Raw genomic sequence first — 21,002 nt, forward strand, 5'->3', positions numbered from 1 at the left:
ATGAAAGTCATTCAAAATAACCTAGAGTATATTGAAAATATAATTAAAGAAGTTGTTGTTAACTTGCTAAAGGAGAGAAGTGATTCACTGGATTTATATAAAAGTTTTTTTGATTTGGGTGTTAATTCAGTGTTAGCTGTGGAGTTGATAGAAGCAATTAATCAACAATTAGGGATTGAATTAGAGATCCAAGTGATATTTGATTATAGAGGAATTAAGGAGCTGGCAAAATATATTTTTAATCAATATGGAAAAAATACCAGGGAGAAAAAGGGGATTAATAATAATCACCAAGCACCAAGAGAACTGGCTTCAGAGGTGGCGATAATAGGTATTTCGGGCAAATTTGCCGGTTCAGAAACAATTGAGGAATTTTGGGATCATCTTCAAGCCGGAGATAGTTGTATAGAGGAAATTAACCGAAAAGGATGGGAACAAAATATATACTACCATCCTGATCCTCTCCAAATGAATAAATCAATTAGCAAATGGGGTGGATTTTTAAAGAATATTGATGATTTTGATGCCTTATTTTTTAATATCCCGGAATCTGAAGTGGAAAAAATGGATCCACAACAATATTTATTCTTGGAAGAAGCATATAAAGCTTTTGAGGATGGGGGATATTCCACCGAATATTTATCAGGAAAAAAAGTCGGGGTTTTTATAGGTGGTCGTAACTCGGGTAATAAAGGGAAAAAATTACTGGACCAGGAGATAAATGCCCAAACATTCTTGGCCAATGATATGTCGGTTTTAGCTGCAAGAATATCGTATTTTTTAAATTTAAAAGGACCAAGTATAGCCATAGATACCGCATGTTCATCCTCCCTGGTGGCGATTCATTTGGCCTGTAACAGTATTTATAAAGGTGAATCGGAAATTGCCTTAGCGGGTGGAGTCTTTATCCTTAACTCCCCGGAGTTTTTAATTATGTCATCCAAAACGGGTATGTTATCACCCGATGGCAAGTGCAGAACCTTTAGCAAAAAAGCTAATGGAATGGTGATTGGAGAAGGGGTTGGAGCTTTAGTATTAAAGCGATTGGACGCGGCAATGAGAGATAGGGATCATATTTATGGAGTCATTAAATGCTCTGCCATTAATCAAGATGGAAAGACAAATGGTATTACCGCACCGAGTATGCTTTCTCAAAAAGCATTGATATATGAAACTTACAAGAATTCTTCTATACATCCTGAAACAGTTAGTTATGTTGAAGCACATGGTACAGGCACTAAACTGGGGGACCTAATTGAGATTAAAGCTTTAACCGAGGCATTTCGTGAATTTACTGATGAGTCGCAATTTTGCGTTATCGGATCACATAAACCCAATATCGGGCATACAGTAATGACGTCCGGGATTGCGGGTGTTTTTAAAATTTTGATGGCGATGAAATATAGGAAAATACCAGCAAACATTGGAGTAACGGAAGAGAATGAACAAATTGATTTTAAAAAAAGCCCTTTTTTCACGAACACATCACTTAGAGAATGGAAAAGTAAGGATGAAGTGCCATTAAGAGCGGGGATTAGCGCGTTTGGGTTTAGCGGAACAAATTGCCATATAATTTTTGAGGAACCACCGCAGCAAAATAATAGTTCAAACAATCCGGTCAGACCCTATTATATTTTCCCCTTTTCTGCCAAGACAAAAGCAGCTCTGGTTCAAAAATTTTCAGATATGGCCAATTGGCTGGAAAAAGAAGGGGAAAATCATTCAATTGAAGATATTTCCTATTCATTATCAATTGGGAGATGCCATTTTCCGGTACGATATGCTTTTATTGCAAAGGACATGGATGAACTGAAACACAAAATAATGAAGATTAATGAAAGTGGAGCAGCAGAAAAGTTTGATGGAGACTCTTATAATAAGGATCCAATATTGGAAGGCTATGATAAGCAACTGATTGAAGAGTTACAGGGTGACTGTGATTTAATTAGCGAGGAATATAAAGAAAGACTAATAGTTTTATCAGAATTATATGCCAAAGGATACAATTTAAATTGGGAAAGTTTATTTAAAGCGGGTAAGTACTATCGTATTCCTTTACCTACATATCCATTTAACGGAGGAAGCTGTTGGATATCAGAAACAGGTGACACTGAGCTTCAGGAAACCGTGGAGATTAATCTGGAAAATATTCTCGCAAATAAAAACATACAGAGTTATATTTCGGAAGCAGAATCAGAAGGAGGCATGCGGATAAAGGAGTTAGACTCGCTTCTTTGCAAATTGCTCTGGGGGCAATTACAATCCCTGGGATTTTTTATAAAAGAAAATACATTGATAGCTGATCTGAAAGCCAAAACCGGTCTGCGTAATTTGTACCACCGGTGGCTCGAAGAAAGTATAGCGGTTCTGGCACGGCATAACTATCTTAAGTATGATGGAGCGTCATGCACTGTGCACGATACAATGCCGCTTAATATAAATGCTGTCTGGAAAGAATGGGGTCATAAAAAGGTTACGTGGATGGAAAACCCCAATCTGAAAGCCCAGGTTACTTTGGTGGAGGCAATGCTAAGAGCTCTACCGGAAATTCTTACAGGAAAAGTACTTGCAACCGATATTATGTTTCCGGGTTCTACTATGGAATTGGTCGAAGGGATATACAAAAACAACCTGGTTGCGGATTACTTTAATGAAGTGCTGGCGGATACTTTAATTGTCTATATTCAAGAAAGGCTTAAACAGGGTTCATCCGCACGAATCCGGATACTTGAAATTGGCGCCGGCACCGGCGGAACCAGCGCTGTGGTCTTCCAAAAAATAAAACCTTTCAGGGATCACATACAGGAATATTGCTATACCGATATCTCCAAAGCGTTTTTGATGTACGCCGAAGAAAAATATGGCCCGCAAAACCCTTACTTGACCTATCAAATATTCAACGTAGAAAAGCCGGTTGCCGGGCAGGGCGCCCCTATGGGCGGATATGATATTGTGATTGCCGCTAATGTACTGCACGCCACTAGAAATATTAGACAAACCCTGGGCAATGTCAAAGCGGCTTTAAAGAAAAATGGTTTGATTATATTAAATGAGATAAATAGCAATTCGTTATTTAACCATCTCACTTTCGGTCTTTTAGAGGGCTGGTGGCTGTACGAGGATCCGGTGCTGCGTATTCCAGGCTGCCCTGGGTTATACCCTGAAACCTGGCGGAAAGTATTAGAAAATGAAGGATTTCGGTCAGTTTTCTTTCCTGCGCAAGAGGCGCATGATTTGGGTCAGCAAATTATTGCTGCCAAAAGTAATGGGGTTATTGTCCGGCAAAAGCAACAGATTAAATCGAGCATAAAGTCTGTGGATAAAAGAATTAATGTGATTGCAAGCCGGTCATATTTAAGTAACAAGACTCCGCAACTATTCATAGCAAAGGATCAGCATCCCATATTATTGAAGACAAATGCAGTTCAAAGGGGGGTTGATATAACTGACCAATTGATAGAGGAAAATATTAAAGAGATAATTCTAGAAAAACTTTCAGAATCATTAAAAGTAGATATAGATATGATAGATGTTGATGAGCCTTTCAGGGATTACGGAGTTGATTCTATTTCCGGGGTTCGTTTGGTTCAGGTTATCAACCAAATCTTGATGATTGGATTAGAAACTACAAGTCTGTTTGATTATAGTTCAGTGAATAAATTGACGAACTATATTTTGTTAAAATACAAGGATGAGATTATAAAAACTTTAGGACAGGGTATAGAACAAGCAAGCGCTAATGACGGTTTGAGCCGTGATGACAAAAAAAACCGGCCTGCTTATTCTTATCCAAAACGCATTCTAAGGTTATTACCAGAACCTGATATTATAAAAAAAGAAGAACATAGCCGCGACTTAATACAAAAAGATCTCATTGCAATTATTGGAATAAGTGGACGATTTATCAGATCTAAAAACGTCCACGAATTATGGGGACATCTCTCAAACGGGACTAATTTAATTGAAGAAGTCAAAAGATGGGATCTTTCCAAGTATTATTCAAAGGACATGCAATATTGCAAATTTGGCAGTTTGTTAGAGGATATTGACAAATTTGATCCTCTCTTTTTCAATATTTCTGGGCTTGAAGCAGCTTATATGGATCCACAGCAGCGTATCTTTTTAGAAGAATCATGGAAGGCATTGGAGGATGCCGGTTATGCAGGAGCAGGAGTTCAAGGATGCCTTTGTGGAGTTTATGTGGGATGCATGGGAGGAGATTATCAGCAGCTTTTAGCAGGCAGCCCTCCCGCACAAGCGTTTTGGGGAAATATGGGGTCCGTGGTGCCTGCCCGTATCGCCTATTATTTGGATCTTCAAGGACCTGCCATAACCGTTGATACCGCATGCTCCAGTTCCTTGGTTGCAATTCATCTTGCTTGTCAAGGTTTGTGGGCTAATGAAATAGAAATGGCATTGGCCGGCGGGGTGTTCATTCAATCTACTCCTGAGTTTTATTTACATGCAAATCGAGCCGGTATGCTGTCTTCAACAGGGCGCTGTTACACCTTTGATGAACGGGCGGATGGGTTTGTCCCTGGGGAAGGGGTTGGCGTGGTTGTTCTGAAGCGGCTCAAAGAGGCAATTAAGGATGGCGACCACATTTATGGGGTTATTCGCGGATCAGGAATTAATCAAGACGGCACAACCAATGGAATTACCGCACCGAGTGCAAAATCCCAGGAACGTTTGGAGTGTCAAGTATATGACACATTTAAAATCCATCCTGAACATATCCAATTGGTAGAAGCTCATGGAACCGGCACTAAATTAGGAGATCCAATTGAGTTTCAAGCTCTAACCCGGGCATTTAGAAAGTATACCGATAAAAAAGAATACTGTGCCGTAGGATCAATTAAGACAAATCTTGGACACACACAAATAGCAGCAGGGGTCGCCGGGGTCATAAAGGTCGTAATGTCATTACAGCATAAGAAAATTCCGCCGTCATTACATTTTCAATCGGGAAATAAAAATATTGAGTTTAAAGATAGTCCGTTTTATGTTAATACCGGCCTTAAAGATTGGGACATCGGACCGGATTCAAAGCGTTGTGCCGTGGTCAGCTCCTTTGGAGCCAGCGGTACAAATGCTCATATGGTCATTGAAGAAGCCCCAAAGGTAGAGCGACAGTATTCAGAAAAGCCGGGTTATCTAATTGTGCTGTCGGCTCGTACCTTTGAACAGCTAAGACAGCAAGCCGGGCAAATGATTGATTTCTGCCAACAAAAGCCTCAGGTAAACTGCGGAAATATGAGTTATACGCTGTTTGTGGGAAGAAAACACTTTAACCATCGTTTGGCATGTGTCGTTAAAAATCAGCATGAGCTTGTTAAGCTTTTGAAAAGATGGCTGGAAAAGGGCAAGGTCTCACAAATTTATGTTTCTAAACTGGGTGAACATGACCACCGGGAACAGCCCTCCCTGAAGCGATATGGAAATCAATGCATCCGGAACTGTCAAAGTGCACATAATGCGGATTATTTAGAGCAATTATCCACGGTGGCAGATTTTTATGTTCAAGGATATGGGTTGGAATATGAACAATTGTTTTTAAATGATAATTATTCCAGAATTCCCCTGCCCACCTATCCTTTTGCCAGGGAACGCTACTGGATACCTGAAATTAATACCAAATCCGCCGGCATTAGTTTATCAGCGACTTTACCAATGGCAGCTCCCAGTCATCCCCTGCTGCACCAAAACACCTCCGATCTTTTCGAACAGCGGTTCAGTTCAATTTTTACCGGCCAGGAGTTTTTTCTGGAGGATCATATAGTTAAGGGCCGGCGGGTCTTACCCGGTGTGGCTTATCTTGAGATGGCCAGGGCGGCGGTGGAACAGGCAGCACCAGTGTTGGAAGAAAACCGGGCCGGGATACGACTCAAAAACGTTGTGTGGGCTCATCCCATTGCCATAGGTGAGCAGCCGGTACAGGTACACATCGGACTTTTTTCTGAAAACAACGGAGAAATCATCTATGAGATCTATAGCGAACCTGAAGAGAGTCACCTAGATCCGGTGGTGCACAGTCAGGGCACTGCTATGCTTAGTTCAGCGGCAGAAGCTCTCCTTCTTGATTTAACCGCTTTACAACTTCAGTGCAGCCAAAGCATTCTTTCTTCCGCCCAATGCTACGAAACCTTCCGTTATATGGGGCTGGACTACGGTCCGGGACACCAGGGGATTGAGAAAATCTATCTGGGCCCAGGTCAGTTATTGGCCAAGCTATCTTTACCCGCCTCCGTCTACGATACACTGGACCAATTCGTCCTGCATCCCAGCATGACGGATTCCGCACTGCAAGCGTCGGTATGTTTAATGATGGCTTTCGGTGATGCCGACGGCAGAGCTGCCCGCAGGCCGCCTCTGCCCTTTACATTACAGGAGCTTGAAATCCGTGGCAGTTGCACCCCCGACATGTGGGCATTTATTCGTTACAGTGACGGCAGCAAAGCCGGGGATAAGGTACAAAAAATAGATATTGATTTATGCGACGACCAGGGACATGTTTGTGTACAGATGAAGGGATTTTCAGCCCGGGTGTTGGAAGGTGAAGCGGGTTCGGCGGGAGCCGCCGCAACGCTTGGTACTCTGCTGCTTCATCCCTGCTGGAAAGAACAGGCCGTCAACAAAGAAGCCACGGACCCTGTTTATGCTCAGCACCTGGTGTTGCTCTGCGAGCCGGATGAAGTTACCCGGGAAAGCATCGAAACTCAAATGAACGGAGTTCGTTGCCTTCCCCTGGAATTATTCCAGCAGAACGGTATAGAAGAGCGGTTTCAAGCTTATGCCGCCCGGGCTTTTGAAGAAATCCAAAACATTCTCAAAAACAAACCCCAGGGCAAAGTGTTGATCCAGGTTATCGTTTCCACCCGGGAAGAACAGCAACTTCTCTCCGGGCTTTCCGGATTACTGAGAACAGCCCGGCTTGAGAATCCAAAACTGATAGGGCAATTGATTGAAGTAGAACCAGGTGAAAATTCCACAGGAATCGTAGAAAAGTTGAAAGAGAACAGCCGAAGCCCTGTGGATAACCAGATTCGCTATCAAGCCGGCAAACGTTTGCTTGCCGGTTGGAGCGAAATGGAAATTTCCCGGGAAGCATCGCGGATCCCCTGGAAAGACCGGGGGATCTATCTCATCACAGGTGGCGCCGGCGGTCTGGGACTAATTTTTGCCGAAGAAATTGCGCATAAAGTCATAGATGCTGTCCTGATCCTCGCCGGCCGATCCCCACTGAGCAATGACAAGCGAACAAGAATTGAAAGATTGCAGGCATTGGGCGCCAGGATAGAATACAAGCAATTTGATGTGACCCAGAGGAAAGCGGTTACCGACCTGATCCAGAGCATCCAGGAGGATTTTGGAAATCTAAATGGCATCATCCATGGCGCGGGAGTAATTAGAGACAGCTTTATTATTAAAAAGACCAGGGATGAGCTGCGGGAGGTGCTGGCTCCCAAGGTTGCCGGACTGGTTAATTTGGATCAGGCAACCAAAGAACTGCCACTGGATTTCTTCGTTCTTTTTTCTTCGATATCAGGAAGCTTAGGCAATCCAGGTCAAGCAGACTATTCCACCGCCAACGTCTTTATGGACGCCTATGCCCGATATCGTAACAGCCTGGTGCTCTCCAAACAGCGTCATGGTCAAACGCTGTCCATTAACTGGCCGCTGTGGCGAGAGGGCGGGATGCGGGTTGATGAAGAAACCGAAAAGATGATGACGCAGAGCATGGGTATGATGGCCATGCAAACCGCAACCGGCATCAAAGCCTTGTATCAAGGCCTGGCCTCCGGAAAGGATCAGGTGATGGTGCTGGAAGGCAAAGTGGATCGAATGAAGCAAAAACTACTTTCCATTTCCACTCCTGGTAATGCACAACCTGAGAAAAATACTGCAGCATCTGCTTCCACACGGATAGCTGCCGGCGGATTGCTGGACAAAGTGCAAGCGGCTTTGATGCAGATAGTATCCAAACTACTTAAAGTTAAGATGGATGTTCTGGATACCGATACCGAACTAAATGAATATGGATTTGATTCAATCACTCTGACCCAATTTACCAATAAACTAAACGAAGCATACAATCTTGAACTGAATCCCACCATTTTTTTTGAACATCCAACCCTCCAAAGTTTTGCAGAATACTTGATGGAAGAACACCAAGCTGTGTTTGCGGCTAAATATGGGGCACAAACCAGGGCCGAGCACATTGTTCAAACCATTGATAACTCAGTGGAAGAAAGCCCGCCCGGCAAAAGACGACGCTCCAGGTTTACAAAAATAACGGCAGTACCCGCATCAAAACAGGATACCAACGTACCTGAACCCATTGCCATTGTGGGAATGAGTGGCATATTTCCAATGGCCCGGGATGTGAATGAATTTTGGGATAACCTGGCGGAAAGTAAAGACTGTATCACAGAAATTCCCGAAAGCCGTTGGAATTGGCAACAGTATTACGGGGATCCCGCAAAAGAAGCGAACAAAACAAACATCAAATGGGGTGGCTTTATAGACGGTGTAGATGAGTTCGATCCCCTATTCTTCGGGATTTCTCCCCTGGAAGCCGAGCTCATGGATCCCCAACAGCGTTTACTTATGACGTATGTTTGGAAGGCTATTGAAGACGCCGGCTATTCGGCTCAAAGTCTCTCGGGGACTAAAACAGCGATTTTTGTTGGAACTGCCAGCAGCGGCTATAGCGGACTGATTTCCCAAACAAATAGAGCAATTGAAGCCTATTCCTCCACCGGTATGGTGCCTTCGGTGGGACCCAACCGGATGAGCTATTTTCTAAATATTCATGGACCCAGTGAACCCATTGAAACCGCCTGTTCGAGCTCATTGGTGGCGCTTCACCGGGCAGTATGCGCCATGGAGAATGGAAGCTGTGAGATGGCAATAGCCGGAGGTGTCAATACCATAGTGACACCGGAGCTTCACATCAGTTTCAACAAAGCCGGCATGCTTTGTGAAGATGGACGGTGTAAAACCTTCTCCAACAAAGCCAATGGCTATGCGCGGGGCGAAGGTGTGGGTATGCTTTTCCTGAAAAAGCTGAAGGCCGCGGAGCAATCAGGTGACCATATTTATGGATTGATTCAAGGTACCGCGGAAAACCATGGCGGTCGCGGCAATTCGTTGACGGCGCCTAACCCAAAGGCTCAGGCGGAACTGTTGCAGACCGCTTATACCAAGGCAGGAATCGACCCCAGGACCGTTACTTACATAGAAGCCCATGGAACAGGCACAGAACTGGGCGATCCCATTGAAATCAACGGGCTAAAGGCAGCTTTCAAAGAGCTGTACCAGGCCACGGGAGAGCCACAGGTAACCGCTGCTCATTGTGGGTTGGGTTCAGTGAAGACCAATATTGGTCATTTGGAACTGGCCGCGGGAATCGCCGGTGTGATTAAGGTTCTATTGCAACTCAAACATAAAACCTTAGTTAAAAGTCTTCACTGCGATATCATTAATCCATATATCCAACTTAACAACAGCCCATTTTACTTAGTCCAAGAAACAAAGGAATGGAAGCCGTTAAAAGATTCCAAAGGCAAAGACCTTCCCCGCCGGGCTGGCGTGAGTTCCTTTGGATTTGGGGGCGCAAACGCCCACGTGGTGATAGAGGAATATATTCCAAAAGACCCGGATCGGCCTGAAATTGCCATTAATCCTCAAAATCCTGCAATTATCGTGCTGTCAGCAAGGAATGAAGAGCGGCTTAAGGAGCAGGCGCAGCAATTGTTGGCTTTTATCGGGGAGAGGCAATTCATAGATGCTGATTTAGCCCATATGGCCTACACGCTTCAGATAGGACGGGAGGCCATGGAAGAACGTCTGGGTATGATTGCGGTCTCTATGAAGGAACTTGAAGAAAAGCTGAAAAGTTTTGTGGAAGGCAGGGATGATATTGAGGCCTTCTTCCAAGGGCAGGTTCAACGCCATAAAGAGACGTTGGCTGCTTTTACAGCAGATGAAGATATGCAAAAGGTGATTGATGCCTGGATTAGAAAAGGAAAGCATGCCAAAATTTTGGACCTTTGGGTAAAAGGTTTTAACATTGACTGGGACAAGCTCTATGTGGATACCAAACCACATCGAATCAGCCTGCCGACCTATCCATTTGCCAGGGAACGCTATTGGGTGCCTGAGACAGCAACTAATATTGGCAATACTACAACCAATTTAGGTATTTCAGCCTCCCTTCATCCTCTGCTGCATCAAAATACCTCCGACCTTTCCGAACAACGGTTCAGCACAACCTTTACAGGTAAGGAGTTTTTCCTGGCGGATCATGTGGTAGGGGGACAGCGAGTCTTCCCCGGTGCGGCTCATCTCGAAATGGCCCGGGCGGCAGTGGAGCAGTCAGCAGGGGACTTGAAACAAGGACAGACCGGGATTCGGCTCAAAAACTTCGTATGGTCCCGTCCCATTGTCGTAATGGAGCGGCCGGTCCAGGTGCATATCGCGCTTTTCTCTGAAGACAGTGGACAGATTGCCTGTGAGATTTATGGCAAGTCCGGGGAGACCGGAGCCGGGCCTGTAGTGTATAGCCAGGGCAGCGCGGAGCTTTATTCCCTTGCGGGAGCTCCTGTCCTGGATCTAAAGATCTTGCGGGAGCAATGCAGCAATAGCAGTCTTATCTCCAGCCAATGTTACGATACCTTTAGGTCGATGGGGCTCCAGTATGGTCCGGGTCACCAGGGAATTGAGAAGATTTATATGGGGCGGGAGCAAGTCTTGGCGAAGCTCTCCTTACCTTCTTCTGTTTCGGAAAATCAAGATAATTTTGTCTTGCACCCCGGCATGGTGGATTCGGCCTTGCAGGCCTCGATATATTTAATGATGGATACCAGCGGTAAAGCCCTCCTCAAACCTGCTCTGCCCTTTGCTCTTCAAGAGCTTGAAATTCTCCACAAATGCACTCCCGGGATGTGGGCATTGATTCGATATGGCGACAGCGGTGATGCAGGTGAGAAGATGCGGAAAATCGATATCGATATGTGTGACGAGCAAGGCAGGGTTTGTATACGTATCAAAGGATTTACAGCCAGAGTGCCGGAAGGAGAAATTCCGGCCAGCGATATGTCTTCAACAGTTCCTGAGGAAACAGCTGTCGAACCATTGGTTGGAACCACCATGCTGATCCCTGTATGGGATTCAATTTCAGTAGGGAAGGTGCAAACCTTCCCATTTTATACGGATCAGGTTGTGATTGTTGGCGGAGATGAAGACAATAGGATAGCTATTCAAAAACACTTTCCAGAAGCACGTGTTCTGGAGATCGGGATCGGTAATACCATTGAAGAGATAGTTCAAAATCTCAAAGGACACGGCCCAATCGATCATGTCCTGTGGATTGCCCCCCATAATCCGTTAGACCCCCTGACCGGGGATGCATTGATCGAAGGGCAGAAACAGGGGGTGCTCCTGGTTTTCAAAATGATTAAAGCCTTGCTTGGTTTGGGGTATGGCGCTAAGAATTTAGGCTGGACTGTGATTACCATGCAGACCCAACCCATCCATAAAAAAGATTCGGTGAATCCAACCCATGCCAGTCTTTACGGGTTGCTCGGTTCGATGTCAAAAGAATATCCAAACTGGAAGGTCCGACTGGTTGATCTGGAAGCGGATTGTGATTGGCCGATTGACGATATTTTTACTTTACCTCCGGAGCCCCAGGGGAATGCTTTGGTTTATCGAGGCCAGGAGTGGCACCGGCAACGGTTAATTCCATTCCAATGTTCACCGGCGGCTGGGAAATTATGCAGGACCGGCGGAGTATATGTAGTGATTGGAGGTGCCGGCGGCATCGGGGAAGTCTGGAGCGAATATATGATTCGAACCTACCAAGCCCGGATAATTTGGATCGGCCGTCGACAGAAGAATGCGGCTATCCAGGCTAAATTAGACAGGCTGGCGGGTTTAGGGCCCGCCCCGCATTACATCGCTGCGGACGCAACCGATGGCAAGGCTTTATATCAAGCCTATGAAGAGATTAAGAAAAGATATTGGCAGATTCATGGGGTGATTCATTCCGCCATTGTGTTGCTGGATAAAAGCCTGGTGAATATGGAAGAGGAACAATTCAAAGCCGGACTTTCAACCAAGGTCGATGTGAGTGCGCGTATGGCGCAGGTTTTTTATAAAGAACCCCTGGATTTTATAATTTTTTTCTCTTCCATGATAGCGTTTACAAAAGCGCCTGGACAAAGCAACTATGCTTCCGGCTGCACCTTTAAGGATGCTTTCGCGCTTCAACTGGCTCATCAATGGCCCTGTGCGGTGAAAGTGATAAATTGGGGCTATTGGGGTAGTGTTGGCATCGTTGCTTCCAAAGTTTATCAGGACCGGCTGGCACAGATAGGCATGGGCTCCATTGAGCCCCCGGAAGCCATGGAGGCATTGGAAGTGCTCCTGACCGGACCGGCAGATCAAATTGTGTTCATGAAAACAACGAAACATCCGGTAATGCCGGAAATGAATCCGGAGGAATTGATAACAGTATATCCAGAAAACCTTCCCTCAAATATCCAAAACGTGCTAAAGCATATTCCCAAAAAGTATTCGCACCTTGGGCGCATTAAATCAGAAATGGATCGGCAAATGAAGGATATGGACGGACTCCTCTGCAAGTTGTTATGGGGTCAATTGCAGTCTGTTGGACTGTTTATGGAAGAAAATCCGGTTATAGCCGAGCTTAAAACAAAAATAGGGCTAAGTGACCTATATTATCGATGGTTTGAAGAAAGTATGGGGATTTTGGCCCGGAATAATTATCTCAGATTCGACGGAAAGTCATGCCGCGTGATGGATAGTACCCCCGTAAATACAGCTGCTGTATGGGAAGAGTGGGATCGAACAAAGAGCGCCTGGCTGGAAAATCCGGATAGAAAGGCCCGGGTGGTTTTGGTGGAGGCGATGCTGCGGGCTTTACCCAAAATTATTACCGGAAAGATAGTTGCCACTGATATCATGTTCCCCAATTCTTCCATGGAATTAATCGAAGGGATTTATAAAAACAATAAAGTTACGGATTATTATAATGAAGTGCTTGCCAATACCATAGTTGTCTATATTCAGGAAAGGCTTAGGCAAGATTCTTCCGCCCAAATTAGAATTATTGAAATTGGGGCGGGCACCGGAGGTACCAGCGCCATGGTCTTCCGGAAATTAAAGCCTTATCTGGAGCACATTCAAGAATATTGCTATACGGATATCTCCAAAGCTTTTTTGCTGTATGCCGAAAAAGAGTATGGCCCTGAAAATTCTTATTTGACCTATAAAATATTTAACGTGGAACAGCCTGTTGTGGGACAAGGCATCCCTGCTGGTGAATATGATATTGCGATTGCCGCCAATGTACTGCACGCCACCAAAAATATTAGGCAGGCCATACGCAATGCAAAGGCAGTTTTAAAAAAGAATGGTTTGTTTTTGTTAAATGAGATTAGCGGCAAATCTTTGTTTACCCACCTGACCTTCGGTCTTTTGGAAGGCTGGTGGTTGTATGAAGATACAGGGTTACGCATTCCGGGCTGTCCGGCATTATATCCTGCCGCCTGGCAAGAGGTGCTGGAAAGTGAAGGGTTCAGGTCGATCCTCTATCCGGCACAAGAAGCACATGATTGGGGCCAGCAGATTGTTGCTGCCGAAAGTGACGGGATGGTCCGGCAAAAAAGACCCTGTCAACCCGGCGTCATCCCCGGGAAGAAGAGCGGGGCGCCCATCAGCCGGAAAACTCCGGCACAGGATATACATTCCCAATTACAGAAAACAGAACCAATTTATAGAGGACCTGAAGTAATTGACCAAATGGTCAAGGAGCATGTGAGGACCATCATCCGGAAAAGTATAGCGGAAACATTAAAATTGAAAGAGAGACAAATCCAGGATGATCGATTTTTTTCAGAATATGGTGTGGATTCGATTATAGCTGTAAATTTAGTCAACTTAATCAGCCGGCAATGTAAAATCACATTGCAAACCACGGCGTTGTTCGATTACAACAATGTGAATCAACTGCTCCGGCATATTATTCGGGAACATAAATCCGCTTTGATTACCTCTATACAAGAGAATATGCCTTTAAAAAGTACCGCCATGGAATCCCGGGGAGAAGCAATAGCTGTAGCCCAGGGACAACTTTTTACTTATCACAACGTCAAACGAAAAGGTTCAAAATATAAATCTCAATTAGAGAGTGTAAAATCACCTAAAGATTTTTTAAAAGAGGATAATCAACAGGGCTATTACCGTATGGTCATTGAACGGCCTGGAGGGATTGAAGATTTAAAAGTAATCAAATCAGCTGTCCCGGAACTTAAAGAAAATGAGATTCGGATCGCTGTTCGCGCTTTTTCGTTGAATTTTGGAGACTTATTATGTGTAAAAGGCCTGTATCCTACCATGCCCCCTTATCCTTTTACACCGGGATTTGAGGCCAGCGGTATCGTGGTGGATATTGGCGAATCGGTGACGTCTGTTCGGCCGGGGGATGCGGTTGTTGTTGTAATGGGAGAAACCCTGGGGGCACAGGCAAGCATGATTACCTGTTCAGCCAGGCAAGCATTTCTAAAACCCGAAACATTATCATTTGAAGAAGCTTGTGCATTGCCTGTGGTTGCCATGACCATGATTAACGCTTTTCGTAAAGCACGGCTTAAAAGAGGAGAAAGAATATTAATCCAAACCGCAACTGGAGGAACAGGGCTTATTGCCGTTCAGTTAGCTAAATATTACGGCGCAGAAATATATGCCACGGCTGGTTCTCAACATAAACTGGATTATTTAGAGAAACTCGGCGTATCCTATAGAATTAATTATCAAGAAACAGATTTTGAAAAAGAGCTTAGTCAATTGACCCATGGGAAGGGTGTTGATGTTGTAATTAATACCTTGCCCGGGGATGCCATACAAAAAGGGCTGAACTGTTTATCCCCGGGTGGAAGATACATAGAAATTGCAATGACAGCGCTTAAATCAGCCAGGACCATTGATTTATCCGTTTTGAATAATAATCAAACATTTTACAGTATTGATTTAAGAAAATTGGGCTTGGAAGATCCTGAAACCTTTAAATTATATCAAAAAGAAATGATTCAATTATTAGCTCAAAAAATTATTCATCCAACCATTTGCAAGGTTTTCTCCTGGGACCGGATTAAAGAAGCCTATGGTTATATGGAAAGCCGGGGGAACATAGGAAAAATTGTTGTCCGTATCCCCGCTGAGTACCGATATAGGAATACGGTACCGGTGGAGAATGTTTTGGAGGAAGAGGGCAGGTTTATGTTGCCTGCTTTACAAAAAGATTCCATAGCCATTATTGGTATGAGTGGTAAGTTTCCCATGGCAAAGGATATAAATCAATTTTGGGCAAACATAGTAGAAGGAAAGGATTGTATCACAGAGATCCCTGAAGAACGCTGGGATTGGAAGGCAAATTGCAGCGACCCCACAAAAGAGGCGAGTAACACCAGCATCAAATGGGGTGGATTTATTGACGGAGTAGACCAGTTTGATCCGCTGTTTTTCAGAATATCACCCAAAGAGGCCGAATTAATGGATCCCCAACAACGTCTGTTAATGACATATGTATGGCGGGCCATTGAAGATGCGGGTATTAATCCGAAGGCTCTGTCAAATAGCCCCACAGGAGTTTTTATTGCCACAGGTCCCAGTGAATATATAAATATCGGTTCTATTTCGCGAAATAACGGCTTGATATTAACCGGCAATTATCAATCAATAATTCCTAATCGAATTTCTTACGAATTAAACCTTCATGGACCAAGCGAATATTGTGATACGGCTTGTTCTTCAGCGCTGGTCGCCTTACATCGTGCCATTCAATCAATCAATAACCACGAGTGTGAACAAGCCATAGTAGGTGCTGTTAACTTGCTCCTTTCCCCTGCAGGGTTCATTGGTCTTGACGCAATGGGTTATCTCAGCCCGGAAGGGCAATCCAGGCCGTTCCAGGCGAAGGCCGACGGATTTGTACGCAGTGAGGGAGTTGGTGTGATCATCCTCAAGCCTTTGCCGAAAGCTATCGAGGATCAGGACCTCATTTACGCGGTAATCAAGGGTACGGGGGTATCCCATGGCGGTAAAGGGTTGTCATTAACCGCTCCCCTTGCAACTGGAATGAAAGCTGCCATGCTCCAGGCCTACCAGGCTTCAAAGATTGATCCACGCACCGTATCCTATATTGAAGCGCATGGTAGTGCCACTCCCCTGGGCGACGGTATTGAAATCAATGCGCTGAAATCCGGATATCAGGAACTTGCCAAAGTTTATTCACAGAAATCGCAAACGGAGCCCCCCTGTTATATTAGTAGTTTAAAGCCATGTATTGGGCATGGAGAACGGTTCTCCGGAATGGCCGCGTTAATCAAAGTAATTTCTGCAATACGGCATAAACTAATTCCAGGGGTTCCTCAATTTTCAACTCTTAATGAAAATATTTCCCTGGAAGGAAGTCCATTTCAAATTACGGCGGAAAACCACAATTGGGAAGCATTGACGGATACCAATGGCAACAGTCTGCCCCGCCGTGCCAGTATTAATAGCTATGGACTTGGTGGGGTTAATGCACATGTGGTTATAGAGGAATACATTCCCTCTCAAGAAGAAACATTCCCTACCGATTCCACAAACTTTCCTCAGATAGTAGTCTTTTCAGCTAAAAATCCGGGTCGATTACAGGCAGTGGTCCAACAGGTGCTGGAGTTTATAGAACTTCAAAAAAACCTTTCCTTACCTAATCTGGCGTATACCCTCCAGGTAGGGCGTGAAGCAATGGAATCCAGAATGGCAATGGTGGTAAGCAACCGGGAACAGCTTGTCCAGGGTATGAAGGAGTATCTGCAATCCATCAAAGAAGGAGGAGAGATAGATACTGCCGTTCCTATTTTTGCGGGGGATTTAGAGGATGAGCATTCAGAGCTTGCAAGCCTGCTTGATGGTAAGGCAGGGGAAACTGTATTACAGGCATTCTGGGAGGAAAGAAATTTGGAGAAACTGGCGCTCCATTGGACTAAAGGCTGCCAGATACCCTGGGAATCACTACATGAGGGGAAAGGAGCCCGCAGGATGTCCCTGCCTGCTTATCCCTTTGAAAAAAGACTATACTGGCTCTCTCAGGCCGGCGAACAGCACCCTGCAAAAACAGAAGAAAACAGGTATTCAGCTGATCAAGTTACCCCCCGGCTGGTTCCGAACAATTTAAATACTCTTATTAAAAAAAGGTTAAGCGAACTTTTAGGTATCCCGGTTGGAGAATTGCCAACCCGGAAGTCACTGGATAGTTTGGGGTTCAATTCACTGCAAGCCATTACTTTTAGAGCAATGCTTGAACGGGATATTGGTTTTGAAATCCCCTTGGCTTTGGTTATGGAAAATAGAACCGTCCAGCATTTAGAGAGTAATTTGAATGAAATAATTAAACTAAAATATACTGAACATCAAGTCGAAGCAAATATTCAAAATAATGATGAAAAGAGTAACACCAAGCAAAATATTCAATTAGACACTTCAGAAATCCTACCTGAAATCATTCCCAATCTTGCCGACCGTTTTCAATCTTTTCCATTAAACGATATCCAGGAATCTTTTCTGGCCGGGCGTAAACTCCGCTTTGGCGGTGACTGGGTTGGTTGTCATATTTACTTCGAAATTGAAGTGAAAGATATTGATATCTATCGTTTAAACAAGGCCTGGGAAAGTTTAATTAAATATCATGAAATGCTGCGTTCTGTGGTTTTATCCAATGGGCAACAGAAAATTCTGGAGAAAACCCCCCCGTACAAATTTAAAATAGTTGACTTAAGAAGAAAGGACCATAATGAGCGCTCCCGGCACCTTGAAAATGTACGGAAAAAAATGTCGCATAAGGTATATGAGCCCGGGCAATGGCCATTTTTCGAAATCCGAATAAGTGTATACCCGGATAGTAAATATATTATACATTTCAGTATTGATGAATTAATAATAGATGCCAGCGGAGTGTACATGCTATTGCAGCAGTGGCAACTGCTATACAAAAAACCGGAGTGGAAATTTCCGGAGTTGAGCGTATCCTTTAGGGACTACATATTAGCCATAAAGAAATTTGAAAATTCAAACCGCTATAACAGAGATTTGGAGTATTGGATGGAAAAATTGAAAAATATGCCTGGTGGGCCGGTACTCCCATTACAACAAAAGCCGGGTAAACCGGATAGCAAAGATGATTATTGCCGCGTTAGACTAAATGGAACACTTGAGGAAAAACAGTGGCAGTTTCTTAAAAAGAAAGCTAAAGAATTAAATGTGTCCACCACGGCTCTGCTCCTCAGTATATTCACCGAGGTTCTTAGTTCACGGAGTAAAAATGAAAAATTCTCCCTGCTCTTAACCTTTTTTAATCGTCTTCCGCTGCATTCCCAGTTGGAGCAAATCCTCGGCCCGTTTATTTCCACGAGCATATTTGTTGTGGAGGAGAAAAAGGGACGTAGTTTTGAAAAACTGATTAAAGACAATCAAGAATGTTTGTGGGGTGATTTGGACCATAGCAGTGTGAGCGGGATCAGAGCGTTAAGAGAACTTAAAGCAAGGCGTAAAATTTCCGGTTCTTTGCACCTGCCTGTAGTCTTCACATCATTAGTAAATAATTTTAAAAGTGACCATAATGAAGAAAGCTTTTTTAAGCAGATTTCATTTATGGTGACCCAAACACCCCAGGTTTATTTGGATCATCAGGTGTTCGAACAGGACGGGAGACTAAAATTTAGCTGGGATGTTGCCGAAGGATATTTCGGAGCTGGCGAAATCAGAAATATGTTCTCTGACTACTGCCGGTTTCTTAATATGCTGGCATCGGAAGATGGCCGGTGGCAGCCGGAAGCATTAACCCCTGATATGAAGGGTGAAAATTTATTCAGCAAAGAGGAAAATAAAACCAAAGCTGCTGCGGCAATGTGCCCTGTGTTAGATGTTTTACCGGCAGGTCTGAAACTGGAGGTTTTAACAGCCGATAGCTTTATGCCGTTTCCATTAACAGATCAGCAGCAGGCATATGCCTTTGGCAGATATATGTCAGGGGGCAATAACAGCTGTCAATTATATCTGGAAATTGAAGCTACAGAACTTGATCCCGGGAGACTTGAAAAAGCATGGAAAAAATTGATGAAAACTCATCAGATGCTTATTACGGTAATTCGGCCGGACGGTACCCAACGGATTGTTGAAGAGGTTCCGGATTTTAAAATAAAAGTGATGGATTTGACAGGCAAAAAAGCGGAGGAGGTTCAGGCCAAGTTAAGCGCCACCAAACGCTTCATGTTGGAACATGTGTTCAATCTGGAAGAATGGCCGTATTTTGATTTGCGTGTATCGGTTATGGACAGTACTAAATCACGGATTCATTTTACTATTGATTTAATCATAGCCGATGCAAACAGCATTCATCTGCTAATGAAGCAACTCTTTTATTATTACGAGAACCCAACCAAAGATCCGAAAAAGGTTGATGTTTTGTTCCGGGATTATGTTATGGCATTGCAAAAATACAAAAAAGCAGAAGGTTACCAAAGGAGCATTCAATATTGGGAGAATAAGTTTGCAGGAATCCCGCCCGGACCGCAGTTACCAATGAAAAGTAACGGCAAAAATGGAACTTCCTTTGAGTACCGACAATTCAAAGGAGTGCTTTTGAATTGGGAGGCGCTTAAAAAGACAGCCCACAGGTTATCTGTGTCGCCAAGCATGATTTTGCTGACGGCTTATACAGAGGTTTTGGGAGCGTGGATGGAGCAAAAACCCTTCACTATAGTAGTTCCATGCTGGGAAAGACTCCCCCTTCACCCTGAGATCGATGAGGTGATAGGTGATTTTACAGCCATGAGCTGGGTTGTAACCAGTGGTGAAAGGAAACCCTTCGAAAAGAAGGTAAAGTTAAACCACAGTATTGTGCGGGAAGATTTATCGCACATGGCCGTGAGCGGTTTAAAGGTTCTAAGGAAGGCCGCAATGAAGGGTAGGCACAAAGGCATGTTAACATTTCCGGTGGTTTTTACAAACATGATGCCCCATTTTAGCGTTGAGACTGCAAAAGGTTTTAAAAAAATTGAGATGTTAAGCAAAACACCGCAGGTTTATCTGGATAATATAAGTGAAGAGCGGGATGGGCGGCTTTACTTTTACTGGGATGTAATAAAGGAAGTATATCCGGAAGGTCTGATGGAAGAAATGTTTGCGGGGTATAAGCGATTATTAGAGGCTTTGTCCGGTGATTCCATGAGATGGGCAGAATTGGATCCCGGCGAGATAATCAATGCACAACCTGAAAAATATAAAAATTTAATGATGTTGCGGGGAGGTTTGCATGAGCATGGAAGGTAGGCCATTTTTATTAAAGCGGGAGGAACATGAGGCACTGCTGAAATGGAATGACACATACAAGGAATACCCTTTAAATAAATGCCTGCATGAGCTTATAGAAGAACAGATAAGGCAAAACCCCGATAAACCCGCCGTCCGTTTTGAGAATGAGCGGGTAAGCTTTGCCGAGCTGAACGGCCGCTCGAACCGGTGCGCGCGATATTTAAGGGGTTTGGGTGTAGGGCCTGACAGCATTGTCGGTGTCTTGATGGAAAGGTCCATTGAAATGGTAACAGCTCTTTTGGGAATTTTAAAGGCCGGTGGCGCTTATCTACCCTTAGATCCCACTTATCCTGACCAGCGATTAATGTTTATGCTGGAGGATGCCGGGGTTTCAATAATTCTTACCCGGGAAAAGCATAAGGAGTTGCTTGAAGGGTTTGAAGGAACAAAGTTTTGTCTTGACAGCGAGTGGGATTACCTTTCTGAAGAGCCCGGGACCAATCTTGAAAGTATAACCAGCCCCGGTAATTTAGCTTATGTGCTCTATACTTCAGGCTCAACCGGGAAGCCCAAGGGTTGTATGCTGCCCCATGTAGCCATTTGCAACCGCTTGCTATGGATGC

The 21,002-nt window shown here is 44.3% G+C and carries 2 protein-coding genes (1 of these 2 running past the window's edge); both read left to right on the forward strand.

What is annotated here, in order from left to right; genetic code table 11:
* The gene (locus DCCM_RS18895; protein WP_112787734.1) at nucleotides 1-20,397 is read left to right on the forward strand and encodes an SDR family NAD(P)-dependent oxidoreductase; all 20,397 of its coding nucleotides are present in this window, start codon (nucleotides 1-3) and stop codon (nucleotides 20,395-20,397) included.
* Nucleotides 20,381-21,002 carry part of the coding region annotated (locus DCCM_RS05665; protein ID WP_123057284.1) for an amino acid adenylation domain-containing protein on the forward strand (this coding region is incomplete at its 3' end). The annotated region continues 6,542 nt past the right edge of the window, so 622 of the 7,164 annotated nt are shown. The genes DCCM_RS18895 and DCCM_RS05665, both read left to right, overlap by 17 nt.

It is taken from the genome of Desulfocucumis palustris (assembly GCF_002933875.1).
In the GTDB taxonomy this organism is placed as follows: Bacteria; Bacillota; Desulfotomaculia; order Desulfotomaculales; family Desulfocucumaceae; genus Desulfocucumis; species Desulfocucumis palustris.

Bases quoted from the DNA above. Each gene is read 5' to 3' on its own strand.
- DCCM_RS18895 (WP_112787734.1), top strand. From the start codon at position 1: ATGAAAGTCATTCAAAATAACCTAGAGTATATTGAAAATATAATTAAA.